Source organism: Corticibacter populi, from assembly GCF_004217315.1.
Taxonomy (GTDB): domain Bacteria; phylum Pseudomonadota; class Gammaproteobacteria; order Burkholderiales; family Burkholderiaceae_C; genus Lampropedia; species Lampropedia populi.
This window is the reverse complement of the sequence record NZ_SGWR01000001.1, coordinates 331,810-358,388: the sequence shown is the minus strand read 5'-3', so window position 1 is coordinate 358,388 and position 26,579 is coordinate 331,810. Positions and strand designations below refer to the sequence as shown.

The 26,579-nt window shown below is 63.2% G+C and carries 17 protein-coding genes and 1 pseudogene; 9 read left to right on the top strand and 9 right to left on the bottom strand.

What is annotated here, in order from left to right; all coding sequences use genetic code 11:
• Positions 1-20: 20 nt before the first annotated feature.
• The 6 genes from EV687_RS01535 to EV687_RS01510 all read right to left on the bottom strand — a co-directional run bounded on the left by EV687_RS01535 (position 21) and on the right by EV687_RS01510 (position 6,714).
• Positions 21-1,085 carry an AbrB family transcriptional regulator gene (locus EV687_RS01535; protein WP_242612406.1) on the bottom strand — a complete coding sequence of 355 codons (1,065 nt, stop codon included), beginning with the start codon at positions 1,083-1,085 and terminating at the stop codon, positions 21-23.
• Positions 1,086-1,213: 128 nt separating this feature from the next.
• Complete coding sequence (locus tag EV687_RS01530) at positions 1,214-2,725, bottom strand: tripartite tricarboxylate transporter permease (protein ID WP_122226125.1); 1,512 nt, start codon at positions 2,723-2,725, stop codon at positions 1,214-1,216.
• Positions 2,722-3,159: a tripartite tricarboxylate transporter TctB family protein gene (locus EV687_RS01525; protein ID WP_122226124.1), complete on the bottom strand. Its 438-nt coding sequence runs from the start codon at positions 3,157-3,159 to the stop codon at positions 2,722-2,724. Before EV687_RS01525 ends, EV687_RS01530 begins: the two co-directional genes overlap by 4 nt.
• Positions 3,160-3,292: 133 nt before the next feature.
• On the bottom strand, positions 3,293-4,315 hold the full coding sequence (locus tag EV687_RS01520; protein ID WP_122227085.1) for a Bug family tripartite tricarboxylate transporter substrate binding protein: 1,023 nt from the start codon (positions 4,313-4,315) through the stop codon (positions 3,293-3,295).
• A gap of 162 nt (positions 4,316-4,477) precedes the next feature.
• Positions 4,478-5,989 carry a sensor histidine kinase gene (locus EV687_RS01515; protein WP_122226123.1) on the bottom strand — a complete coding sequence of 504 codons (1,512 nt, stop codon included), beginning with the start codon at positions 5,987-5,989 and terminating at the stop codon, positions 4,478-4,480.
• A gap of 53 nt (positions 5,990-6,042) precedes the next feature.
• Positions 6,043-6,714, bottom strand: coding sequence for a response regulator (locus EV687_RS01510; RefSeq protein WP_122226122.1), 672 nt, complete (start codon positions 6,712-6,714; stop codon positions 6,043-6,045).
• 259 nt (positions 6,715-6,973) lie between these two features.
• On the opposite strand from EV687_RS01510, the gene EV687_RS01505 reads away from it, so the two are divergent.
• The 7 genes from EV687_RS01505 (at position 6,974) to mtlD (ending at position 17,574) form a co-directional block, all read left to right on the top strand.
• On the top strand, positions 6,974-7,456 hold the full coding sequence (locus EV687_RS01505; RefSeq protein ID WP_162846520.1) for a GspH/FimT family pseudopilin: 483 nt from the start codon (positions 6,974-6,976) through the stop codon (positions 7,454-7,456).
• Complete coding sequence (pilV, locus tag EV687_RS01500) at positions 7,450-7,998, top strand: type IV pilus modification protein PilV (RefSeq protein WP_122226120.1); 549 nt, start codon at positions 7,450-7,452, stop codon at positions 7,996-7,998. The genes EV687_RS01505 and pilV overlap by 7 nt, the downstream gene beginning before the upstream one ends.
• On the top strand, positions 7,934-8,818 hold the full coding sequence (locus EV687_RS01495) for a PilW family protein (protein WP_162846519.1): 885 nt from the start codon (positions 7,934-7,936) through the stop codon (positions 8,816-8,818). Before pilV ends, EV687_RS01495 begins: the two co-directional genes overlap by 65 nt.
• A complete protein-coding gene (locus EV687_RS01490) occupies positions 8,815-9,441 on the top strand; it encodes a pilus assembly PilX family protein (protein ID WP_162846518.1) in 627 nt (208 codons plus the stop codon). The genes EV687_RS01495 and EV687_RS01490 overlap by 4 nt, the downstream gene beginning before the upstream one ends.
• A gap of 22 nt (positions 9,442-9,463) precedes the next feature.
• Complete coding sequence (locus EV687_RS01485; protein ID WP_130466407.1) at positions 9,464-14,431, top strand: PilC/PilY family type IV pilus protein; 4,968 nt, start codon at positions 9,464-9,466, stop codon at positions 14,429-14,431.
• A 166-nt stretch (positions 14,432-14,597) separates the two neighbouring features.
• On the top strand, positions 14,598-15,035 hold the full coding sequence (locus EV687_RS01480; RefSeq protein WP_122226116.1) for a type IV pilin protein: 438 nt from the start codon (positions 14,598-14,600) through the stop codon (positions 15,033-15,035).
• 301 nt (positions 15,036-15,336) lie between these two features.
• On the top strand, positions 15,337-17,574 hold the full coding sequence (mtlD, locus tag EV687_RS01475) for a bifunctional mannitol-1-phosphate dehydrogenase/phosphatase (RefSeq protein ID WP_122226115.1): 2,238 nt from the start codon (positions 15,337-15,339) through the stop codon (positions 17,572-17,574).
• A gap of 95 nt (positions 17,575-17,669) precedes the next feature.
• Here mtlD and EV687_RS01470 read toward each other — a convergent pair whose 3' ends face one another.
• Positions 17,670-18,755, bottom strand: a complete 1,086-nt coding sequence (locus EV687_RS01470; RefSeq protein WP_122226114.1) for an FUSC family protein — start codon at positions 18,753-18,755, stop codon at positions 17,670-17,672.
• 198 nt (positions 18,756-18,953) lie between these two features.
• On the opposite strand from EV687_RS01470, the gene EV687_RS01465 reads away from it, so the two are divergent.
• Entirely contained in the window at positions 18,954-19,790 is an 837-nt protein-coding gene (locus tag EV687_RS01465; RefSeq protein ID WP_122226113.1) for an aldo/keto reductase, read from the top strand.
• 16 nt (positions 19,791-19,806) lie between these two features.
• On the opposite strand, the pseudogene EV687_RS19085 reads toward EV687_RS01465, so the two are convergent.
• Positions 19,807-19,920: pseudogene (locus EV687_RS19085) on the bottom strand (IS110 family transposase); the annotation flags it as partial.
• 179 nt (positions 19,921-20,099) lie between these two features.
• Positions 20,100-20,429, bottom strand: coding sequence for a hypothetical protein (locus EV687_RS01455; RefSeq protein WP_122226112.1), 330 nt, complete (start codon positions 20,427-20,429; stop codon positions 20,100-20,102).
• Positions 20,430-20,541: 112 nt separating this feature from the next.
• On the opposite strand from EV687_RS01455, the gene uvrA reads away from it, so the two are divergent.
• The gene (gene uvrA, locus EV687_RS01450; RefSeq protein WP_122226111.1) at positions 20,542-26,406 is read left to right on the top strand and encodes an excinuclease ABC subunit UvrA; all 5,865 of its coding nucleotides are present in this window, start codon (positions 20,542-20,544) and stop codon (positions 26,404-26,406) included.
• The last annotated feature ends 173 nt before the right edge of the window (positions 26,407-26,579 follow it).

The following is a 26,579-nucleotide window of genomic DNA, read 5'->3' as shown; positions in this document are numbered from 1 at the left end:
CGCACGGCAGCGTCAAGGCTTCAGCCGCGCAGACCGGCGCTGCCGTCATGCCCGCGTGGCGCCAGCCAGCGCTGGTAGATCCAGCCGGTGGTCAGCACCACACACAGCATGCGTGCGACCTGCATGGCCGTCACCAGCGGCACGCCCAGGCCCAGCACTTTGGCGGTGATCGTCATCTCGGCAATGCCACCAGGCACCAGGGCCAGGATCAGTGTGGCAGCGGGCACATCGATCCACTGCGCCAGCGCCCAACCCAGTACCACCGAACTGCCCATGAAGGCCAGCGAAGACAGCGCCACCATCCCCAGCAGGCGCGGCGCCGAGCGCAAAAAATCCGGCCGGTACTTGTCGCCGAGCGACCAGCCGATGCACAACTGCCCGGCCCAGGAGAGCCATTGCGGCAGCGCCGAGAGCCGGATGTCGAACAGCGTCACGATCATGGCGAAGGTCATCGGCCCGAGCATCCAGCCGTTGGGCAGCCGCAAGCGCTGGAACAGCCAGCCACTCACCCACGCGCCCAGCACCAGCCAGAGCAGGCCAGGCCAGTGCACCTCGCGCACGTCCGGCAATGGCGTAGCGCCATGCTCGCTGAACCAGCGGAACGCGAACGGCATGATTACCACCACCAGCAGCACCCGCATGCTGTGCACCGAGGCCACCTGGTCGATGCGGGCGCCATGGCGCTGCGCCATGTTGGCCATTTCGCTGGCACTGCCGATGGCCGCCGCGAACCAGGCGGTGGTGGCATCGAGCCCCGCATAACGCTGGTAGACCCAGTAGCCAATGCAGGCCAGCAGCATGGCGTAGGCCATGCTCAGCAGGATCAGCGGCCAGTGCTGCGCCAGGCTGGCGGCCACCTGGGGCGTGAAGTACAGCCCCAGCGAGACACCGATCATCCAGCGGCCGAACTGGTTGAACAAGGGTGCGCAGCGGCTGGGCACGCCGCCGATGCGCGTGGCCGCGGTCAGGAGCAGCGGCCCCAGCATCCATGGCAGGGGCATGTTGATCCACAGCGCCAGCATGGCACCCAGCAGGGCAATGGCCAAGCCCAGCAGCAAGGCAGCCAGATTCTTCGGATATTCCATGGACATCAAAAAAAGGCGGGCCAGCAGAACGGCCCTCGTTCCGCTGGCCCATGGCACAGGGCACCGGCACGCAACCGGCCGGCCAGAGAATGCGCAGGGGCTTCAGCGCCCGTGATCGCGGCCCAGCCTCACCCGGCGCGGCGCTTCTTCCACTGTTTGAGCAGCAGCGGGAAGGCGATGACGCCGATCGACAGTACCCAGAACGCGATGGTCACCGGGCTGGCGAACAGGATGGCCGCATCGCCGTTGGAGATTGCCAGCGCACGGCGCAGATTCTGCTCCATCATGTTGCCCAGCACCACTCCCAGGATCAACGGCGCCATCGGCACCTCGGCCTTGCGCAGGAAGTAGCCGATCAGCCCGATGCCTGCCACCAGCAGCAGATCGAAGCGGGTGGCGTTGATCGAATACACGCCGATGATGCTCACGCACACGATGCCCGGCACCAGCAGCCATGGCGGGATCGACAGGATGCTGGCGAACACGCGCACCATCGGGATGTTCATGATCAGCAGGATCACATTGGCAACCAGCAGCGAGGCGATCAGGCCCCAGACCAGCTGCGGCTGCTGCTCGAACAGCACCGGCCCGGGGGTGATGTTGTAGAGCGTGAGCGCGCCCATCATCACCGCCGTGGTGCCCGAGCCCGGCACACCCAGCGTCAGCATGGGAATGAAGGAACCGGTCGCCGAGGCGTTGTTGGCCGACTCGGGCGCCGTCAGGCCGCGCATGTCGCCCTTGCCGAACTTGGCATTCGGGTCCTTCTGCTCGGTGATGCGCTTCTCGTTGGCATAGGCGATGGCCGATGCCACGCTGGCACCGGCACCGGGCAGCACGCCCAGGCCGAAGCCGGTCAGGCTCGAGCGGATCACGCTGGGCAGCGTGAACTTCCACTCGGTGAAGTTGAACAGCTTGCGCCCGCTCTTGGGCACTTTCACGGACATGCCGCCAACCACGTGTTCGAGCATCTGCAGCATTTCGCTGATGGCGAACAGCGCGATCACCACGACCACGAAGTCGATGCCGTCCGAGAGGTTGGGCAGGTCGAAGGTGTAACGGTAGACACCGGAATTGGAATCGACCCCGACGGTGGAGATGCCCAGCCCGATCATCGCCGCCAGCACCCCCTTGACGGGCTGGTTGCCCAGCAGGCCTGTGAGGCAGCAGAAAGCGAACACCATCAGCACGAAGTATTCGGCCGGACCGAAAGCCAGGGCCCACTTGGCCAGTATCGGCGCGAAGATGACGATGCCGATGAAGGCCACCAGCGAGCCGAAGAAAGAGGCCCAGGCCGACAGCGACAGCGCCACGCTGCCCAGGCCCTGGCGCGCCAGTGGATAGCCGTCGAGCGTGGTCATGACCGAGGCGGCCTCGCCCGGCACGTTGATGAGGATCGAGGTGATGCGTCCGCCATATTCGGCCCCGACATACACGGCCGCCAGCAGGATCAGCGCGGTCTCGGGGGGCAGGTTCATGGCGAATGCCACCGGGATGAGCATCGCCACGCCGTTGATCGGGCCCAGCCCGGGCAGCACGCCGACGATGGTGCCAAAGAACGAGCCGATGGCTGCCACCAGCAAGTTGGTGGGCGTGAACGCCACGCCAAAGCCCTGAGCCAGGGCGCCGAGGATTTCATTCATAGCCAGGCCTCCAGCACGCCAAGTGGGAGCACCACGTCCAGGACGCGGTCAAACAGAAAGAAGAACAGCACCGAGCCGAGCACCCCGCAGACGGCGGGCTTGAGCCAGCCGCCACCGAAGAGGCGGCCCACCAGCATCGTCATCAGCGCGGTGGCGATGATGAAACCGGCCGGCTGGTAGATCAGCGCGTAACCGACGATGACGAGGAACATCGCGCCGATGCGCAGGCTGGCACCCGGTGGATTGGGCTCGGACTGGCCGCCGCCCTTGACCACCAGCACGATGCCGCACACAGCCATCACCGCCGCGATCAGCAGCGGAAAGGCCCGCGGGCCCAGTGGCTCGTAGGAGAATGGCGCCTCCAGGCCCCAGCCCTGCCAGAACATCACCACTGCCAGCGCCAGCGCCGCAATGCCGAGTTTTCGATCATTCATGTGTCTTGTCCTTCCGGGATGCACGCCGGGCACGGCAGCTCTGGCCCGCCGGACCACTGCGGCAGCAAGCGCATGGGCGGGCCGTGCGGTGCTGCGCCTGCCGTGGTTGCCGAATCTGCCGCGGGTTGCTGGATTACTGGATCAGTCCAAAGGACTTGGCCAGCTCGGCGTATTCCTTGACCTGGTCCTTCACATAGGCATCAAGCGCCGGGCCGGAGAGATCGAACGGGAACAAGCCTTGCTGCTCGCGCAGCTTGGCAAACGCCTCGTGCGAAGTGGCCGTCTTGAACGCATCGGTCCACCAGTCATAGTCGGCATCGGAGACCTTGGGGCCCAGGTAGAAGCCGCGGATGATCGGCCACTCGATGTCGAAGCCCTGCTCCTTGGCAGTGGGCACTTCGGCCAGGCGGCCCGGCAGGCGTTCGTTGTGGAACACCGCCAGGATCTTGATGGGCGCGCCGCCCTCGAGGATGGTGCTCGCCTCGGCCGCATCGCCCATGTAGGCCTGGATGTGGTTGCCACGCAGCGCGGTGATGCCCTCGCCGCCGCCTTCGAAGGCCACGAAGCGCATGCGCTTGTAATCGATGCCGGCGGCGCGGGCCGTCAACGCGGCCTTCATCCAGTCCTGGCTGCCGACGGTGCCGCCTGCGCCGAACACGACCTTGCTGGGATCTTCCTTGAGCGCAGCCATCAGGTCCGAGAGGTTCTGGAACGGTGAATCCTCGCGCACCACCGCCACGCCATAGTCGGCGCCGATGGCCGCCAGCCAGCGCACGTCATCGACGGTGTAGCGGCCAAACTTGCCCTGCGCCAGATTCAGCAGCGAACCACCCGAGAAGGCCACGATGGCGCCGCCCTCGGCCGGCCGCTGCGCGACGATGTTGTTGTAGGCCACCGCACCCACGCCGCCGGGCATGTAGACGATGCGCAGCGGGCTCTTCAGCGCCCCGCTCTCCTTGAGCGCGGCCTGCGTGAGACGGCAGGTCAGATCGAAGCCGCCGCCGGGCTGCGCCGGCGCAATGCATTCGGGCCGGCGCGGCTCGGCCTGGACCGCCGTGCCGGTCAGCGCCAGCAGGGACAGGCCAAGGCAGGCGGCGGCCGAGGCCTTGCCCAGCAGGCGGCCGATGGTGGTGGGGAATGATCGTTGGTTGGACATGCGAGCGGTCTCCTTGTCGTTGGTGCTGTCACCGTCAGGGGGCTGGCCTTCGTCACCGATGGTCACGGTAACGGGGTCGGACGCTGCAGCCGGGCCGTCTCCGCGGCGACCCCGTGCTGGCTGCGGACCGGAAGGTATCGCAGCAATGCTTTCAGAAAGCTTTCAATTTGGCGACAAACCATCCAAATCCGTGTTTACCCCAACTAGGGAAAACACCAACTCCACGCGCAGCCCGGTCCCGGGATCGGGTCCTTCAGCAGGCCCACTCTTCGCATTTTCCGTTGCCGGTTCCGATTCCGGCAACGCCGCATCCGGCTGCACCGGCAGCAGACGCATCTGCCCGTGATGCGCCCGCACGATGGCATCCACGATCGCCAGGCCCAGGCCGGCGCCGGATGTGCCTCGCCCGGCCGCGCCACGCCGAAAACGCACGCCAGCCTGCTGGCGGTCGCCAGCGCTCATGCCGGGCCCCGTGTCCTGCACGACGATGCGGGCCTGCCTCCCACTCAGTTCCAGGCTGGCGAGCACCGTGCCGCCCACCGGGCTGTATTTGATGGCGTTGTCCAGCAGGTTGAGGATGGCCTCCTGCAACAGCAAGCGCAGACCGAATACATGGACTTTCTGCTCCGGCAGTTCCAGCCCGTAGTCGAGTTTGCGCACGCGGGCCGCCGGCAGCAGCAGGCGCACACTCTCCTCCAGCAATGCGCCCAGTTCGAAACGCTGGCGCTGCTGCGCAGAGCCCGCCACGCCGGCATCATGGGCCTTGGCCAGCGACAGCATCTGGTTGGTGACGCGCTCGGCGCGATCCAGGCCATTGCGCATGGCCAGCAGGGCCGCATGCATTTCCTGCGGATCAGGCTCGCGCAGTGCATATTCGAGCTTGGTGCGCAGCATGGCCAGCGGCGTGCGCAACTGATGGGAGGCATCGTCGAGGAACTGGCGCTGCATGCGGGAACGCTCGGCAAAGCGCGCCATGTGGCCGTTGATACCCTGGACCAGCGGCACCACCTCGGCGGGAATGCCCTGCAGCGCAATGGGCCGCAGGTCGTCACCGGCGCGGCGCGCCACCTCGCCCTGCAAGCGCACCAGCGGGCGGAACGCCACGATCACCCCGCCCACCACAGTCAGCACCAGCAGCAGCATCAACAGCAGATCCCGGCCGATCGACTGCAGAACCAGGCTGCGCGTGTAGCGCTCGCGCTCCTCCATGCTCTCGGCGACCTGGACGATGACCCGCTGGTGGGTGCCCGCGTGCGGCAGCGGCGGATCCATGTCGCGCACCAGCATGGCCACGCGTACCGGCTCGCCATCCATGTAGTGATCATAAAAAAAATGCAGTTGCTCCGATGGCGGCAAGACCTGGGGCATGGGCAGGCGCGCATGACCGATCTCGGCGAGCCCGTCCTCGGTGCTGACGCGCCAGTAGACGTTGCCGCTGGCCGTGAGACGAAAGAACTCCAGCAACTGATAGGGTTGCGCCAGTGCCAGGCCGCCGCTGTCGGTGGAGATGTTCAGATCAATGGCGCGCACCACACCCGCCAGCGCTCGGTCATAGGCCTGCTCGGCCTGCTCCCGCAACACATGCCAGGAACTCCAGATGCCCGCCACGCTGCCCAGCAACAGCACCGGCACCGTCCAGGCCAGCAGGCGCAGCTTCAGACTCGGTCCTGTCAACGCCGTTGCAGCGGGTGGCTGGCCGGCGTATGGGAGGTCGGAACCGGCCCTGGTCAATCCAGCGCCTCCAGGCAATAGCCCAGGCCGCGCATGGTGACGATCTGCACCTGGCAGGACTGCAGCTTCTTGCGCAGGCGATGCACGATCACCTCCACGGCATCGAGGCCGATGTCGCTCTCATCGGGCAGGATGCGCTCGAGAATGGCCTGCTTGCTCAGCGGCTCTCCACTCTTCTGGATCAGGGTGCGCAACACGGCGTGTTCGCGGGGTGTCAATGCCAGTGGCTCCTCCCCACTCCAGAACCGCTGGCTGCCCAGATCATAGTGCAGGCGACCGCAACTCATGCGCCCGAACTCGCGGCCCCGGCTGCGCCGGATCAAGGCCTGCAGGCGCGCTTCCAGCTCTTCCAGCTGAAAGGGCTTGGGCAGAAAGTCGTCGGCCCCATCATTGAGCATGCCCACGCGGTTGGCAAGCGAATCGCGCGCCGTCAGTACCAGCACCGGCGTGCGGTCATCGCGCGCGCGCATCCGCGCCAGCACGCTCGAGCCATCGAGACCGGGAATGCCCAGATCGAGAATCACCGCATCGAACTCCTCCTGCTGAAGACGCCGCTCGGCCAGCAAGCCATCGTCGGCCCACTCGACCACGAAACCCGCCTGGCGTGCCAGCGCCCTCGCCAGCCAGTGCGCCAGGTCGGCCTCGTCTTCAACCAGCAGGATTTTCATGGGTGATGTTTTCCTCAGGATCGCTCAAGCCAGTTTGGCATGGGCACTACATGCATGGCCATCGGCGAGATCAGGCAAGCGAGATCAGGCAACCGAGGCAGCTATTTTGTGCGATTTGCCCTCTCCCGAACGCTACAGCCCAATTCATGGCCCAAGGTACGCATTCATGCGAACGAAAATTTAACTAAAGTTACACAACATAGTGACATTTTTTTACATTATGATCTCGAATGTAAAGTCATCACAGAAATGCACGAGGATGAAAAAAAGTCCACCTTGGCTCATTGGCGTTGCGCGGCATCATCACGTCAAACCTGTGCGTGGGTTCACCCTCATCGAGATGATGGTAGTGGTGGCCTTACTGGGCATCCTGGCAGGAATTGCAGTGCCGTCGTTTCAATCGACCATTGCCAACTACCGGCTTTCCAGTTCCGCATCGGAACTCCAGAGCTTGATCGCGGCCGCGAAGTCCGAGGCCATCAGCCACCGGCAGACGGTACCGCTGACCAAGGTCGGCTCCAAATGGAGTTTCAGTGGCAGCACCGTTTCGCGGGAATGGACGATGGCAGGCAGCCTCACTGCCACCCCTGCATCGGTCACGCTGCAATTTGCCCCCAATGGCACTGCATCCTCCACACTCAATATTCATCTGCAGTCCTCCAACGCAACCAAGGAGTACTGTCTGAGCGTGCTGCCTTCCGGGCTGATTCGCCTCAAGGTCAAGGGAGACTCCTCATGCTGAATGCCCAGCAACCGTTGCCCCGAAGGCAGCAGGCGGGCTTCAGCCTGCTGGAGGTCCTGGTTGCCGTGCTGCTGGTCAGCATCGGTCTGCTGGGCGCTGCAGCGCTGTTTGGCAAAGGCATTGCCTACTCGCGCGACACCTACGAGCAGCAATCGGCCGCCATGCTCGCCAATGAACTTCTGGAAATCATGCGCTCGGATGCCAGCAGCATTCTGGATGTCAGCGGCACGCCGAAATCCGGTTCTGGCTATTTCAAGGCCGCCGGACAGGACTTCCCCACATTGGGCAGTTCCGGGTGCGCGCCCTTGCCGGATTCCGCACAGGAAAGGCTGGCCTGCTGGGCAAGAGTCAGGGTGGCCCAGACTTTGCCGGCGGCGACCGAAGACGCAGTCCTGAAGCAATATGCAATCACGGCAGATGCCAATGGAATCGTCACTGTGCGCGTGGCCTGGCCCGTCAAGGCAGGCGAATGTCTGGATGGCAAGAAAACTGAGGATTCAGGAAGTGATGTCTGTACATTCGAACTCCGCTCGATGCTCTGAGTCGCACGGTCAGCGCGGCATCTCGCTGGTGGAACTGATGGTTTCGATGGCCATCGGCCTCTTCATCATTCTGGCTGTCACTCAGATCTTCATCAATACTGGCGGACACTATCGATTCCGTCAGGGCCAGAGTGAGAACCTGATCACCGGCCGCTATACCCTGGAGATGCTGGAAGCCCAAATGGCCAAGGCCGGCTATCGGCGTGACCCATCGCAGGACACGGCAGAAGCCTTTCCTGCCGCCGCGGGTTATGCCAATGGCTGCGCGTTTGATGTTCGGGAAGCCATCGCCACAGCGGATCATGGGCTGTGCATCCGCTATCAGCCATACGACGCCCAGGAGGTGGATTTCGCGGGCAAGTACTACAACGGCGGCAGCATGGCACCATCGGCATTGGGTGCCTACACCGCGGCAGACCCAAGCACGGTCATGTTCGTGGAGCGCTACTACGTGGACGAAGCAACCCAGGAGCTTCGCTGGGTCCCAAAGAACGTCGCGCTCGCTTCCGGCACTGTGCTGGCCGACGGCGTCCGCAGCATCCACTTCGAATTTGGTGTAGGTCCGGCCTCGGACTCTGAAGCGCAGCGCAGCATTCAGGAATTCACCACTGCACCCGAAGCAAACGAGTCCATCCGCGCATTGCGCTACACAGTCCTGCTGGAGAGCCCTACCGGGCGTGTGAGCGTCGGCATGGAGTCGTCGGCATGTGACCAATGGACCGAGGCCGGAGGCGACGAAGAACTATGCAGCGACAACAGCGCAGGAAAACTGCTCCAACTGGCCAGCGGTGCGGTAATGCTGAGGAATCTGATGCCATGACCCCTCCCCTTCACCCGCATACCGTGCTGCCAGTGACGCTTCGACTTCCCCCCCACAACCAACGGGGTTCAACCTTGATCGTCGCCCTCATCATGCTGCTACTGGTTCTGATGATGGGCATCACCGGCATGCGCGCTCTGACCATGGATGCCCGCATGACCGCCAACGCCCTGGAACAACAACGCCTGTTCGAAGCGGCTGACGGTGCACTGCGACATTCAGAGCGCACCTTGGCCCTCTACAGCCAGCCATTGTCCATATGCGGCACAAACGAGAATGTGTATACCAAGGCTGGCGAAGGGGCAACGCAGACGCTGCCCTGCTATATCAGCGATGCCTTGACCGACCCGGACGGAATGCAGGTGGGCTTCAAAAGCCATGCCGCGCAGATCCATGAGGTAACAGGATTCAATAGAAAGACCGCGTGGTATCCAAGGTACATCAAGACCTCTTGTCCCAAAGGGGCCAGTGCCACTTCGGCGATCAATATTTCCACGACCGGCTGTACGGATTATTACGAAATGAATGCCGTCAGCACATCGGCATCGGATTACAACGGTGTCGATCAATGCAACGGCGACAGTCTGTGCGTGCGCTCTGTCATGAATCTTTTTATCAAGTAACAAAAATCAGCAGGTGGAGATCATGTCCAACAATCAAAAGAAAAACCGCATTCTTACTTGCTGTTTTCAACCCGTCATTGCCGTAGGGAAGATGTTTGCCGCAGGCTTGATGGGCTCCATCGCTCTCGGTTCTGTACACGCTGCCACAACAGACAGTGCGCTGGCACAAACACCGCTGTTTATCAATGAGAGCTTCCCTCCCTTGAACATGCTGGTGCTGGGACGCGACCACAAACTCTATTATGAGGCGTACAACGACGCCTCCGATCTGGATGGCGATGGTGTTCTGGATGTCGGTTACAAACCAGATCAGATTGACTATTACGGCTACTTCAACAACAACGTTTGCTACACTTACACCACTGCAGGCGAGTTTTACCCTAATTCCGCGGCTGGTGGTACTAACAAGAAACAATGCTCCGATGCGTGGAGCGGTGATTTCTTGAACTATCTCGCCACTTCTCGCATGGACGCCATCCGAAGGGTTCTGTACGGAGGCTACCGCTTCACTGATTCAACGAGCAAGACCGTTCTCCAGGCTGCCTATATTCCACGTGATGCCCATACTTGGGGCAAGGAATATGACCCTCTTCGTGACGATTACGACATCAGCAAATACGCGCCTTTGCCAAAACCAAACTCCGGTTCCCGCCACCTTTTCGCAGTAACCACACTGCAGCAAGATGGCATACCGGTATTGAGAGTCCTCAATGACACCAGCCGCTGGCGCATCTGGGACTGGGTCTCCAAGGAAGCTCCAGTGGGACAGGACAGCTGCATGGGAGGGAACTCCTGCGTGGATACCAGCAACAACACGTCATGGAGTGCGGTTCCCAATACGATTCTGAAGGATCTTGTAATAACGACATGGAAAAAAGGCTCCAACCAACATGCCTATAACACGTCGGAGATGAACAACCTTTTTTCAAACATTCCCAATAAATCCCAATGCGGAAGCTCTTCAACGCTGCTCAGCAGCATCAAAACGAATACGGCGAGTGACAACAACCCCTTCTCCGGAAGCAATGGTTGCACACAGGAAAATTACATCACGAAGATCACTGGAAAGATATACATTGCAGACGCCGGCACCTACCGTTTCGGAGTCGATGGGGATGATTCGGTTGATGTGACCATCAACGGCACCACCATTGGACGGTATGGATATAACAGCTCCAATACATCACAGCTCGATACCAATTCCAAGAGCATCAACTTCAGCCAATCCGGCTGGTACGACGTCACTTTCCGTCATATCGAAGAAACCGGTGGAGACAGCTGGGGCCTCTACTGGAAACTGACTACCCGCGAAAGCAAAATCGTCAACCACAACCTGCGGGTTGTTGCGTGTCCCGCAAACACTGAGGAGTTGCGCGAGGACACATGCAAAAAATATCCCAATGACGGCAATGCCATCTACAAGCCAACGGGTCTGCTGCACGATTTTGGCGAAAATGAAAAAATGTACTTTGGTCTGCTTACCGGCTCTTACTCGAAGAATATTGCCGGTGGTGCGCTACGCCGCAATATGGACAGCTTCAAAAATGAAGTGGATCCAGTCACTGGCATCTACAAGACAAACGTGGATGGCATTGTTGCCAACATCGACCGTCTGAAGATCATCGACTACAGTTACTCCAGCAACGAATACTCTTCCAGCTGCACCTACAGTTCCAACACCATGGGCCCCATCAGCCGTTCCGGCTATAACGCGTCCAACTGCACGATGTGGGGCAACCCGGTTGCTGAAATGATGTTCGAGGCCGTGCGTTATTTTGCTGGCGCAGAAAAGGCCAATACCCAGTACGGTGATGGAAGCAAGGATCGCCAAATCAATTTGGCGCACCCCGACTGGAAATCTCCGTACGAACCATTGAGCGATGGCGGCGGCGGCTACCAATACTGCGCGCGACCAGTGATGACCGTCATCAGCGACATCAACCCATCTTATGACTACAAATTACCTGGCAGCGAGTTCGTGCGCTCTGACGAAAAAGTGAGTGCTGAGGCAGCCCGCTTGACGGCATTCAATGTCTCAACGGAAACCCGAGCCATCGGAGGGGCCGAAGGCATCACAGGCAGGGACTATTTCATCGGACAATCAACACAAAGCAATGCCGACAGCCTGCCAACCGTCAAGAAAATCGATGACCTTTCCAATGCCCGCGGCCTCTCTCCTGAAGAGCCCAGCAAGCAGGGCACCTACTTCTCCGCTGGAGTCGCCCGCTTCGCCGCCAACAACAAAATCGCTGGCAATGAAGAAGGCCTCAATCCGATCATGACCTATGCGGTGGCTATCGCATCGCCACTGCCTCAAATCCGCTTTCCGGTCGAGAATGGCAACTATGTCACCATTTCCCCATTCGCGAAATCGGTTGGTGGAGGCTATGGCATCAGTTCGACCTCGGAATTCCAGCCCACCAATCAGATCGTGGATTACTACGTCTCGGCGATGGCCAATACCGGCAATGCCGATGCCGATCCAAGCATCAATGAAGGCCGCCCCTATGCGCAGTTCCGTATCAATTACGAAGACGTGGAACAAGGAGCCGACCATGACATGGACGCCATTGTGCTCTATACGATCTGGCTTGATGCGGACAAAAAGGTGCGCATCAAGCTCACCTCCGAGTATGCGGCCGGCGGCATCATCCAGCACATGGGATACGTGATATCAGGGACAACAGCCGATGGTGTTTATCTCGAAGTGCGCGATGTCGACACGGCGGAGGGCAGCGACGTTGCCTACAAGCTCAACACACCACCTGGCAGACCATCTGGCTGGTGCACCAGCACCGGAAGCACCGGCTGCAGGCCCTTGCCGCTCGAAACCGAACGCGCCTTCACACCGTCCACAGGAAACAGCGGTGCCGGATTTCTGAAGGATCCGCTCTGGTACGCCGCAAAATACGGCATGCCCGATCGTGACCCGGCATCGGTGGTTGGAGACCCTGACAACTACTTCCTGGTAACCAACGCTACGACGCTCAAGGACCAGCTCACCAAGGCATTCAACGACATCGTGCAAAGAACGTCGTCGGTAACTGCCGTCTCGGTGGACGTACCGCGCGCCACCGTGCTCTCCGACACGACCTACGTGTACCGCACCGACTTCAAGGCTGAAGGGTGGTCTGGTGACTTCCTCAAGGAAAAGCAGGAATACGTCACGGCAGAAGGCAGCACAAGCGCCACGCTGACGCGCACATCCATCTGGAGTGCCGCGCAAAAGCTGGCGGCCAAAGGCGCCGACAACCGAGCCATCTACTTTGCAGGCCGTACCGCAGCCGGTGCCTCGACCCTCGCGCCATTCAATTGGTCCACCATCAATTCCAGTGCCTATGCCAGCTATCGGAACATTCTGAATGTCGACGGTCAGGGCAGCGAACGTGTGGCCTTTTTACGCGGCAAGTCGAGTTCCCTGCGCGAGCGTCGCAAACTCGACAACGGCAAGGAGAACGTGCTGGGTGACATCGTCAACTCATCCCCGCTTCGCATCAAGGGGCCAGCCTATCAGACGGCTGGTGCCAACAAGCTCGATGGCACCGACAAGTACGGAACCTATGCCGCCACACTGGCCAGTCGTGACGAGGTGATCTACATCGGCGCCAATGACGGCATGCTGCATGCATTCAGGGCCAGCGACGGCGAGGAGCTGTTTGCATTCATCCCATCGACACTGATGTCCAAGCTGAATGTCCTCAGCGCTGCCGACTATGGCGAGCCCGAAGGAACGCCTCACCGTTACTATGTCGACGGCACTCCCGTCAGCACCGATGTGTATTTCAACGACCAATGGCACAAAGTACTGATTGGCAGCCTGGGGGCCGGCGGTCGCCAAATCTTTGCGCTGGATATCACCAATCCCGCTGACCCCCAGCTGCTCTGGGAATTCGGCGAGGACAATGACAGCGATATGGGTTACAGCCTGCCAGAGCCGACCATTGCACGCCTCAACGATCCGGAAGGCGGCAAAGGCAAATGGGTCGTGTTGCTGCCAAATGGCTACCAAGGCGGCAACAGCAGTACCGGCAAGGCATCGCTTTTCGTGTTGGACATTCAGAACGGCAGCGTGCTGCACAAGTTCACGATGAATGGCGCAAACAGCGGTGAATCGCTGGACGTCATTGGCAATGGGCTCTCCAGCCTGACGGCGGTAGACCTGAATGGCGACGCCAAGGTCGACATGGCCTACGCCGGCGACTTGCTCGGCAATGTCTGGCGTTTCGATCTGCGCAGCGCCACAACGTCGCAATGGTCGGTCCAGCGTTTTTTCACCGCCCGCGATACCGATGGGCATCGCCAGCCCATCACCGCTGCACCCACAGTCCTGAGTCATTCAACCGGTGTTGGCGATCTGGTCGTTGTCGCCACCGGCCGCTTCCTCACCGACAACGACAAGCGCGAGACCCAGGCGCAAAGCATCTACGGCGTGTGGGACCAATTCGCAACGGCCAACGCCGCGGACACCAATGCCAACAATGTGCCAACGGCAGACAAAGGCCGCTCTGCTCTGCAGATTCAGACATTCGAGCAGTTCAGTTCGCAGGATGGCGCCTTCAAGCTAAGCAAGAACAATGTGGAGTGGCGTGACTCTGACGGCACCCCGCAAAAATGGGGCTGGTATGCCGATTTTCCCCGCGACGGCGAGCGCCAGATCTACAGCATGATTCTGTATGGCAAGAGCCTGGTGTTCACCACGCTGTTGCCGCGTGAGAATCCTTGTGAAGCCGGCCTCTCCGGAACGACGTATGGCATTGACCCATTAACCGGTGGTGCAACGACCTATCCGGTGTTCGATGTCAATGGCGATGGTGTGATCGACGACCAGGATCTGATCGATGGATATGTCGTCAGTGGCCTTGACACTGCTGGTGGAAAGACACCCATTGCCGACGGCCGCGTATGGACACCGGATGGGGACAATCGCCGTGTGGCATCCGGCGTCCAGTCGGGACGCCAGAACTGGAGGGTTCTGCCCCCACAGAACTGAGTCAGTGTTTTCGGGGAATGGATCGGCATGCTGGCTGCCGCCCGCATGTCGATCACCGGAGCTTGTGTACAACAGCTGTACACGTCGGCATTGCCCGTGACGTCACCCATACTCCGCCAATGCCCATGAGTGGGGCTGCTTGTTCACTCTTTCATGGATGTCAGAAATGCCCTCGTTCCAACGCTTCTTCCCGCATCATCGCAATCGGCAAATCGGCTTTACGCTGATCGAGCTGATGATTACGGTTGCCATCGTCGGCATCCTTGCCGCGATCGCATACCCCAACTATCAGGAATACGTCTATCGCTCACGCCGGGTTGAAGGCCAGTCTCTGTTGCATGACGCCGCAGCCCGGCAGGAACGCTTTCGCGCACAGAATGGTGTCTATGCGACAGACTTGAGCAAGCTGAACATGCCGCTCACGAGCGAAAATGGGTACTACACGCTCTCCGACGACAGCGGAACCAGCACCAATTACAAGTTGAAAGCCACGCGCGCCGGCGCACAGGCGGGCGACAAGAAATGCGGTGACTTCACGCTCGATGCCAGTGGCGTCAAAGGGATGGCTGGCGGCACGCGCAGCGCTTCCGATTGCTGGCGTTGACCAGTCCGTCTGCTCACTGGCTGCCGGGCCTCGCTCCGGGAGGTCCGGCCCACATGAGCCTTCGACAATCGCACGAGCCTCAGTACCTTGTATACCAGCAACGCTTATGCACATTGACCGCAAAGCAACCTGAGCAGCATGTCACCAACGTCGTTTAGCATGTCCGAATACTGGCAGGGCAATCTGGCAGCACGCCCATTGCGGCATGGTTCTTGCTGGCTATTGTCCTGTCGTGTGACTCATTCATTGGCACGGTTGCCGTAGTCGTCGTCTTGACGAGCCTCGTTCTTTCCCGGCGCTTATGGATGAGTCCCCTAAGAGTCCTGGTCTCCGCTGCCTGCGGCGCCAGAAACAGCAGCCCACAGAAAGGACGGTTTTGTTTTTCAAAGACAAGCACATTCGAGCAGCCATCTTCGACATGGACGGCACCATGTTCGACACCGAGCGCCTGCGCTTCAGCACGCTGCGCAAGGCATCCCTTCAACTCTTCGGCCAGAGCATCAGCGACGAGGTGCTGTATGGCTCACTCGGTCTGAGCGCCAAGAAGGCCCAGGAACTGGCGCAGCAGCATTTCGGTCCCCGTTACCCCTATCAGGCGATTCGTCGGCGCGCTGACGAACTGGAACTGGCCTACGTGCGCAAGTACGGCGTTCCGGTCAAGAAAGGGCTCTACGACGTGCTCGAGCGCCTCAAGCGCAACGGCGTTTTGCTGGCACTGGCAACATCCACCCGGCGCGCGATTGCCGAGGAATACCTGCTCAGCGCGAAGGTGCTCAAGTACTTCGATGCGACGGTCTGTGGCGACGAGGTCATCCACGGCAAGCCAGCCCCCGAGATCTTCCTGACCGCTGCCAGCGAAATCAACTGCGCGCCCGAGGAGTGCCTGATCCTGGAGGATTCGGCCAATGGCCTCAAGGCTGCCGTGGCTGCAGGCGGGCTGCCGATCTATCTGCTCGACATCAAGCATCCCCCTGCGGCCATTCGCAAGAAGGCTTTTGCCGGCTACGACAGCATGCTTGGCTTTCTGCAGGATCTGCAGCAGGTCACCCCCCACCTGCCCTTGCCTCGGCTGAGCGACGCCTTCCCCCCCACGCAGAACCACAGCATTGCCGGCATCCATGGCTTCGGCGCCATCGGCGGCGGCTACCTCAGCCAGATCTTCTCCCACTGGGATGGCTATGCGCGGCCGCGCAAGATCATCGGCGTGACCGGCAATGCGCTTTACCGCGGCATCATCAACCACTTCGGCAAATACCGGGTGCGCTACCCGGACGTGGCCTTCGACCAGTCGATCGAGAACGTGGAGATCGTCGATTCGGGCGATGAAGCGGCCATCTGCCAGATGTATGTCGATGCGGAGATCATCGGCATCTGCCTGCCGGAGACAGCCATCCGCTCGCAGGCGCCGCTGATCGGCCGCGCTCTGGCGCAACGCCAGCGCGACAAGCCCCGCCGGCTGGCGGTGCTGGTGCTGATCAACAAGGTCGGTGGAGCGGATTTCGTGCGCAAAGCCGTCGCCGAAGCGCTTGCGGAGCAGCTCGGCGCATCCTCGGCAGGGGCCGTGCTCAAGGAGGTGGACTTCGTCGAGACCGTGGTCAACCGCATCGTCACCAAGATCCCGCGCGAGACCGTGTTCAAGCTGATCCGCGCGAGCCTCGGCAATTTCGAGCGCAGCGCGGGTGCGCAAACCATCGACCTCGGCCCGCCGGTGCGGCAACTGCTGGGCCAGAAGGCGGCCACCACCGAGACCGCTCTGCCCCAGCTCTACGAAAAGATGAGCCGCCTCTCGAACCTGACGACTGCCATCAACCAGGTCAATGTCGCGCTGTTCCACAGCGGGCCTGACATGCCGCTCTATGTGCAAAAGGGGCCGGACATCCTGGGACGGCTGTGCCAGCTCAAGGTGGTCGACGACATCGCGCAGATCCAGACCATCAAGAACAAGCTGCTCAACGGCACCCATGTCATCCTGGCCTGGTATGCGAGCCTGCTGGGATATGAAACCATCGCCCAGGGCATGGGGGACGAGCGCGTCGCCACGCTGGTGCGCCGGTTGGTCAACCAGGAGATCAAGCCCGCCATCGTGCGGGAATCCCCTGAGCTGGCCGAACACGTCAACAGCTTCATGAACAATTTCCTGCAGCGCTGCCGTTCCTCGTTCAAGGATCCCTGCCGGCGGGTCGGGCGCGATCCGCTGCGCAAGCTCCAGCAGGGCGAGCGCATCATGGGCAGCATCGCGCTGGCCGAGCGGCATGGCATCGCCACACCCATGCTGGAATATGGCGTGGCTTTGGGCCTGCTTTATGCCATTCGCCGCGCCGCTCCATCGGACAAGGAGAGCCAGCAGATCAAGGCCCGCTACGAGGCGGGCGAGTCGGTTGCGCGACTGCTGTGCTGGCAGGGCAGCTACCACGGTAAGCCCTACCGGGGCCTGTCGCCGGAGCGTGACATGGCACTGATCCGGCGCATCTCCAGGCACTTCGGCAAGCTGCTGCAGGCCGATTCACCCCACTGGAGCTGGCCGCTGCGGCGCAGCTGACAACCTGCCCGCCGGCCCGGCCATCAACCATCGCCTGCGGGCAAGGCGGAGCAGGTGGATTACATCAAGCGGACCGCCTGCTCCTCTTTCCGCTCTCAGCCATCACGCGAGCCCAGCAGCGCTACCAGCGCCTGCCGGGCCTGTTCGCAATATTCGTCCACCGGTTGCCATTCCGGCGGCAATGCCGGCACCGGCGCCATCGGCCCGCCCGCGTGCGCCTGTGGCAGGCTGGGCAATCGCGCGCTGGGGTCAAGCACGATCACATCCGCGTCCTTCGCCAGGCCGGCCAGGGCCTGCACCAGCCATTCACAGCGCTGGCGCAATGTCTCGGGCATGGCCCCGCTCTGGTGTCCGAGCGTGCGCACCAAACTCTCACCAAGCAGCAGCGTGGCGGCATAAAGCCGCACGGCATGCCGGTCGTAGCGACGTGTCACCGCCGTCACGCGAACGGCATCCAGTCGCCCACGCAGCGACCATTTGACCGCCGACTGCCCTTGCGCCACCGCGGTCTGCAATGCCGCCAGCCCTTCATGCGCGCGGGTGATTGCGCCCAGTGCTCGCTCGGCCTCGGTGGCCCGGCCGCCCGCCACCGCCTGCAATGCATGCTGCAAACCATCGCCCAACTGCCCGAGAAACCGTCCCGCCGCCCGGGACATGTCCCTGAGCGGATCCGATGTGAACAACACCTGGCTGAAGAACACCCCGACCACCGCACCGGTGAACACGTCCAGCAGGCGCACCTCGCCAGCCACCGCCGGGCCCATTGCCAGCACCAGCAGCACGGAGATGCCCGACTGGATCGGCACCACCGGTGCGGGCCCGAACAGGCAGCCCAGCAGCAAGGCCACGAACACCATCAGCCCCAGCCTCAGCATTGGGTGATGCTCCGGCAACTGCCAGGCCAGCTCCCCCACCAGAATGCCCACCGTGCAGCCCAGCAGCAGGCTCCAGGTCTGTTTGAGGTGGCTGGGCACGCCCGGCGCCAGGCAGACCACGGCCGTGACGGCAGCAAAGGTGGGCCGCGCATGGCCCCACAGCAAGGCCGCGAACTGCCAGGCGATCACCGCGGCCAATGCGCAGCCAACGGCGTCGCGCAAGGCCAGTCGCACCCGCTGCTGCCAGGTGGGCAGCCACTTGCGGAATCGGAGCTTGGAAATGGACGGAATGGACTGGAATCGCATCCCCGAACGATAGCCGAAAGAAGCCCCGCCGAAAGACTCCGAGGATGCATCATCAACGCCATCGGCCAGTCAATCCAGCGCCGGCCGGCCGCATTGACACCTTTGACCTACAGGCCTGCGCACGCAATGGCGCAATACTGGAGCCATGCAGCAACCGGCTTGGCAGTTGCCAGCATTCTTGAAAGGAAAGGAATCATCATGAGCATCCCCCTCCATACCCTCAACGACGGCACCACCGTGCCGGCAATCGGCTTTGGCACCTACACTCTCAACGGCGCGGCAGGCGTCGAGACCATCATCCGAGCCATCCACAACGGCTATCGGCTGATCGACTCGGCGTTCAATTACGAGAACGAAGGCGCGGTAGGCCGGGCCGTGCGCTCCTGCGGCGTGCCGCGCGAGCAATTGCGCGTCGCCTCCAAGCTGCCGGGCCGCCACCAGCGTCACGGCGAGGCCATTGCCACCATCGAAGAGTCGCTCTACCGCACCGGGCTGGACTATTTCGACCTGTACCTGATTCACTGGCCCAACCCCAAGCAGGGCCTGTACGTCGAGGCCTGGCGCGCCCTGATCGAGGCACGCCAGCGCGGGCTGGTGCGCTCCATCGGCGTGTGCAACTTCCTGCCCGAGCACCTGGACCGCCTGATCGCCGAAACCGGCGTCGCACCCAGCCTCAACCAGATCGAGCTGCACCCGCACTTCCCGCAGCTCGAACAGCAGCAGGCCGACCGGCAGCGCGGCATCCTGACCCAGGCCTGGAGCCCGCTGGGCCGTGCCAGCAGCGTGCTGCAGGAGCCGCTGCTGGTGCAGATCGCGGCGCGCATCAGCCGCAGCGTGGGGCAGGTCATCCTGCGCTGGGAAGTACAGCAAGGCGTGCTGCCCATCCCCAAAGCCAACTCTGACCAGCGCCAGCGCGACAACCTGGCGGTGTTCGATTTCACGCTGAGCGATGAGGACATGGCCGCCATCGCCGGACTGGCCCGCACCGATGGCCGCATCAACGATCAGGATCCGGCGGTGTACGAGGAATTCTGAGTAACCGTCTTGAAAGTCAAGAGCGGTGAAGCGAAATGTCCCGGGACATACCGGAACGGACCAAGGCGTTGAGGGTGGTCAGCAGCTTGCGCATGCAAGCGACCAAGGCGGCCTTGGAGAACTTGCCAGCAACATCCTCGTTACGCGCAAGTGGTGCGGCGGAAGCCAGGCGCGATAAGCCAGAAAGCTCGGCATCTCGCAACCCACCATGGTTCGCGTCGGGCGCGGCGCCCCCTCCGTGGCCTTGGCCTCCTATGTGATGTGATGTGATGTGCATGTGGCGCATCGGCCAGGCATCGGGCCTCAAGCTCACGCCGCTCTCCGCTCCATGACCTTGCCGCGCACGACCTGCCATGCGACCTCGGCCCATGCCCATGGATTGATGCGCTGGCCAGCATGAGTACAGCGCTCGAAGAGGCCCAGGCTCCCTTCCCCCCCGCGACCGAACAGCTGCTGCAGCCGGGTGATATCCCGCTGGGTGGCGGCACGCCCCGAGGCGCTGCTGCAAACCGCCGAAGGGCCGTGCATCATCAAATCCAGCGAACTCGATGACCCTGTGCACACGTCACTGATCGAGCGCCCATGCAGCTCGCTGGCCACGCGCCTTTCCGCCATAAACCCCATGGCCGCGGCCGGCATGGGTGCGTCCTACAATCTTTCGCTTGCCCTTGCCTGCACCGCCCCCATATGAGTCGGTAGCGCCGGGAACCTTCCAGGCCTCCACTGCCGCGCCCAGCCAAAAAAACCTTCCATGAACGCCCCCGACTCCAAAGCCCCGCTCGTCCCTGTCGTCCCTACAGCCACTGCCACGGCTCCAGCCGATGGCGGGCAGGACGGCATCATCCGCATCCGCGGTGCGCGCCAGCACAACCTGAAGAACCTCGATGTGGACATCCGCACCGGCGAGTTGACGGTGGTCACCGGTCCGAGCGGCAGCGGCAAATCGTCGCTGGTGTTCGACACGCTCTATGCCGAGGGCCAGCGTCGCTATGTCGAGACCTTCTCGGCCTATGCGCGCCAGTTCCTTGACCGCATGGACAAGCCGGCGGTGGACAAGGTCGAGGGCGTGCCGCCCGCCATTGCCATCGACCAGACCAATCCGGTGCGCAACTCGCGCTCCACAGTCGGCACCATGACGGAACTCAACGACCACCTGAAGCTGCTGTTCGCCCGCACCGCGCAGCTGTTCGACAAGGAAAACGCCCTGCCCGTGCAGCACGACACGCCGCAAAGCGTGCATGCCGCGCTGCAGGCGCGCTTTGGCGTTGGTGAAGGCCAGAGCGACCCACGCCTGGTCATCACCTTCGCGGTGGAACTGCCCGCCAACACCAGCGACGAGCAGATGCAACAATGGCTCTCCTCCAGCGGCTTCACCAAAGTGCAGGCCGAGCGGCTGATCGATGCTCCCGCCGCCGCGAGCGGAAAAACAGCCAAGGCAGGCAAGACCGCCAAAAGCACCAGGGCACAGAGTGCCCCCGAGCAACGCAAGCTGCTCGACGTGGTGGCCGACCGCTTCCGCCTCGGCCGCGCCGAGTCGGCGCGGGTGATCGAGGCGCTGGAAGTCGCTTTCAAGCGCGGCAACGGGCGCCTGTCGGTCTATGTGCTTGACGACGAAGGGCAAACTGCCGAGGTGCTGTCCTTCTCGCAAGGCTTGCACAGCCCGGGCAGCGACATCCGCTACCACGAGCCAACGCCTTCGATGTTCTCGTTCAACTCGCCCGCTGGCGCCTGCGAGGCCTGCCGCGGCTTCGGCCGCGTGATCGGCGTGGACTGGGGCCTGGTGGTCCCCGACGAGAAGCTGACGCTGCGCCAGGGTGCCATCAAGCCGATCCAGACCCCCGCCTGGCGCGAGGCGCAGGACGACCTGCTGCGCCATGCCGAGACCCACGGCATTCCGCGCGACACCCCCTGGAGCCGCCTGACACAGGCCCAAAAGGACTGGGTGATCGATGGCGAACCCGGCTACAAGGGCAACTGGAACCGCCAGTGGTACGGCATTGCGCGCTTCTTCCAGTACCTGGAGAGCAAGGCGTACAAGATGCACATCCGCGTGCTGCTCTCCAAGTACCGCAGCTACACCACCTGCCCCACTTGCGGCGGCGCGCGCCTGCAGACCGAGAGCCTGCTCTGGCGCATCGGCAGCAAGGCCGCTGCCGATGCGGTGCTGCCGCCCGAGCAGCGCTTTCGCCCGCATGGCGTGGGCTGGACGCAAACTCAGCTCGAAGCCCTGCCGGGCCTGTGCCTGCACGACCTGATGCGCCTGCCGCTCTCGCGCCTGGCGCAGTTCATGGACCTGCTGCAGCCACCCGCGGCCGATGATGACGCCGAGGCGCAGGCCACGCGCATGCTGCTGGATGAAATACGCACCCGGCTGCGCTTTCTGGGCGAAGTCGGCATCGGCTACCTGACGCTGGACCGGCAAAGCCGCACGCTATCGGGTGGCGAGGTCCAGCGCATCAACCTCACCACGGCGCTGGGTACTTCCCTCGTCAACACCTTGTTCGTGCTGGACGAGCCCAGCATCGGCCTGCATCCGCGCGACATGCAGCGCATCAACCAGGCCATGCTGCGCCTGCGCGATGCCGGCAACACGCTGGTGGTGGTGGAACACGACCCCGCCGTGATGCTGGCGGCCGACCGCATCATCGACATGGGCCCGCGCCCGGGAGCCGGCGGCGGCCAGATCGTCTTCGACGGCACGCCCGCCGCGCTGCGCCGCGCGCATACCCTCACCGGCGACTACCTGGGCGGGCGCAAGCACATCACCAACCTGGCCCACCGCGATGTCAAGGCCAACACCCCGCGCCTGCTGCTGCAGGGTGCCAGCGCCAACAACCTGCGGGACATCGACGTGGAGTTTCCGCTCGAGCGGCTGGTGGTCGTCACCGGCGTCTCGGGCTCGGGCAAGTCCACGCTGATCCAGGACGTGCTGGCGCCGGCGCTGATGCGCCAGCTCGGCAAGGCCACCGAGGCACCCGGTGCCTATCGCGCCCTGCTGGGCACCGAGCAGATCGCCGATGCGGTGTTCGTCGACCAATCCCCCATCGGCAAGACGGCGCGCTCCAACCCCGCCAGTTACGTGGGCGCGTGGGATGCCATCCGCACCCTGTTCGCACAGGCGCCATTGGCGCAGCAACGCGGCTACACCGGCGCCAAGTTCAGCTTCAACAGCGGCGACGGGCGCTGCCCGGTATGCGGCGGCAGCGGCTTCGAGCACGTGGAGATGCAGTTCCTCTCCGATGTGTACCTGCGCTGCCCCGAATGCAATGGCAGCCGCTACCGGCCGGAAATCCTGGAAGTGCGCATCGAGCGCCAGGGCCAGTCCTTCAACGTGGCCGACGTGCTGGACCTCACCGCCTTACAGGCCCTGCAGATCTTTGCGCAGGACCGCGAGGTCGTCCGCAGCCTGCAGCCGATTGCCGACGTGGGCCTGGAATACCTGCGCCTGGGCCAGCCCGTGCCCACGCTCTCCGGCGGCGAAGCGCAGCGCCTCAAGCTTGCCGGCTTCCTCGCCGAGGCAGCCAAGAACGCCAGCAAGAGCCGCCAGACGCTGGCGCGCAAGGGCACGCTGTTCCTGTTCGACGAACCCACCACCGGCCTGCATTTCGACGACATCGCCAAGTTGATGCGGGCGATGCGCAAGTTGCTCGATGCCGGCCATTCGCTGATCGTCATCGAGCACAACCTGGACGTGATGCGCGCGGCCGACTGGCTCATCGACCTCGGCCCCGATGCCGGTGATGCCGGCGGCGCCATCGTCGTGCAGGGCTCGCCGGAACAGGTGGCAGGGCACGAGACGTCCTACACCGCGCAGGCCTTGCGCGACTATGCCGCCACCATGAACCCGGCCCGCACCGCCATCGAGCTGGAGCAGGAACTGGTGGAAGTGCGCGAAGTCATCGCCGAGTACCAGCGCCCGGCCAGTCCGCCGCCGCAGGAAATCGCCATCGTCCACGCGCGCGAGCACAACCTGAAGAACCTCAGCGTCAACATCCCGCGCGGGCAGTTCAACGTCATCACCGGCGTCTCGGGCTCGGGCAAATCCACGCTGGCCTTCGACATCCTGTTTTCCGAAGGCCAGCGGCGCTACCTCGAATCGCTCAACGCCTATGCACGCAGCATCGTGCAGCCGGCCAGCCGACCGGATGTGGATGCCGTGCACGGCATTCCACCCACCGTGGCCATCGAGCAGCGCCTCTCGCGCGGCGGCCGCAAGAGCACCGTGGGCACCGCCACAGAGATCTGGCACTACCTGCGTCTGCTCTACGTCAAGCTCGGCGTACAGCACTGCGTGCACGACGATGCCGCCGTGCAGCCGCAGTCGCCCGACACCATCGTTGCCCACATCCTGCGCCACTACCGCGGTCAGCACGTCGGCCTGCTGGCGCCCCTGGTGACCGACCGCAAGGGCATTTACACCGAGATCGCCGAATGGGCCCGCCAGCGCGGCCACACGCACCTGCGCGTGGACGGCAGCTTCGTACCCACCAACCCCTTCCCAAAGCTGGACCGCTACAAGGAACACCGCATCGAGCTGCCCGTCTTCAGCCTGGACGTGCGGCCCGAGCACGAGGCGCTGCTGCGCGAGCAGGTCGCCAAGGCGCTGGAGCACGGCAAGGGCGTGCTCCAGGTCATCAGCGGCATGGATGGCCTCTCCGAGGCGCTGGAGGACGACCGGCCCACGCTGGGCATCGGCCGGGTGGAAACCTACTCCACGCTGCGCGCCTGCCCGGTCTGCCACACCTCCTACCCGGAGCTGGACCCGCGCCTCTTCTCCTACAACAGCAAGCACGGCTGGTGCCCGGACTGCGTGGGCACCGGCGTGGCCTTGACGCGCGAACAGCGCAAGGCACTGGACGACTCCGCCCCGCAGGATGACAACCGCGGCCGTGAACGCAGCTTCGAGGAGCCCGATGCCGAAGGCGTGGGCGATGCCGCCTGCCCCAGCTGCCAGGGCACGCGCCTCAACGCCACGGCCCGCGCCGTGCGCTTTCACGAGGTCGCCATCACCGAACTGGCGCGCCTGTCCGTCACCGACCTGCGCGCCTGGTTCGACGCACTGGCGCTAACAGGCCGCGAAGCCGAAGTGGCGCGCGACCTGATTCCCGAAATCCGCTCGCGCCTGCAGTTCCTCGAACAGGTTGGCCTGGGCTACCTGACGCTGGACCGTGGCGCCCCCACCCTCTCGGGCGGCGAGGCCCAGCGCATCCGACTGGCCGCGCAGCTCGGCAGCAACCTGCAGGGCGTGTGCTACGTGCTGGACGAACCCACCATCGGCCTGCACGCGCGCGACAACCAGATCCTGCTGGCCGCGCTGCACGACCTCGCCCACAAAGGCAACACGCTGGTCGTCGTCGAGCACGACGAGGACACCATCCGCCATGCCGACCACCTGATCGACGTCGGCCCCGGTGCCGGTGTGCGCGGCGGCACCATCGTCGCCGAAGGCAGGCCCGAAGAGGTTGCGCACAACCCGGACTCCATCACCGGCAAGTACCTGCGCCAGGCCATGCGCCACCCGTTCCAGCCGCGCCTGCCCGTCTCTCCCGGCATGCCCGCGCTCACCCTCAAGGGCGCTGCGCTGCACAATCTGCAGGGCGTCGATGCCTGGGTGCCGCTGGGCCGGCTGGTTGCCATCACCGGGGTCTCCGGCTCGGGCAAGTCCACGCTGGCACGCGACGTGCTGCTGGCCAACGTCGCGCGTGTCGTTGGCGAGCAATCCACCCGCGCCGGTCGCGAAGCGCTGGCGCAATCCGGCGTCGGCGCGCAACTGCAGCACCTCAAGGGCCTGCTCGGCACCGAACACATCGACCGCGTGCTGGAGGTCGACCAGACCCCCATCGGCAAGACCCCGCGCAGCTGCCCGGCCACCTACATCGGCTTCTGGGACACCGTGCGCAAACTGTTCGCCGACACGCTCGAAGCCAAGGCGCGCGGCTACAGCGCCAGCCGCTTCTCCTTCAACACCGGCGAAGGCCGCTGCCCCGCCTGTGAAGGCCAGGGCATGCGCACCATCGAGATGAGCTTTCTGCCCGACGTGAAAGTGCCCTGCGAGGTCTGCCACGGCGCGCGCTTCAACCCCGAGACGCTGTCGGTCACCTGGCGCGGCAAGAACATCGGCGAAGTGCTGACCATGGAGGTGGACGATGCGGTGGGCTTCTTCTCCAGCATGCCCACCATCGCCCACCCGCTGCAACTGCTCAAGGACGTGGGCCTGGGCTACCTGACGCTCGGCCAGCCCAGCCCCACGCTCTCGGGCGGCGAAGCCCAGCGCATCAAGCTGGTGACCGAACTCACCAAGGTGCGTGACGACGTGACCCGCCGCGGCAACAAGCAGCCGCACACGCTGTATGTGCTGGACGAACCTACTGTTGGTTTGCACATGGCGGATGTGGAAAAGCTCATCCATGTGCTACACCGACTGGTGAATGGCGGCCACAGCGTGATCGTCATCGAGCACGACCTGGATGTGATTGCCGAGGCCGACTGGATCATCGACCTCGGGCCGGAAGGCGGCAAGAACGGCGGCCGGATCGTGGCAGCAGGTACGCCAGAGGATGTGGTGACGAAGGGCACCTTCACGGGGCAGGCGATTGCGCCAGTGTTGAGCCGGTAGTGGCGACTCGAGGATGCCTTCCTTGGAACATGAACGAATGTGAACCACTCCCGTTGCGCGTGTGACCGGTGCCACGCGCATACAGCCTGCATTCGCAACCGCTGCCCCCCCTTGGTCCGCTTCATCCAGACAGGCAACTGCCCGGCATGGCAGGTCCGCAACCCCTTCATCAT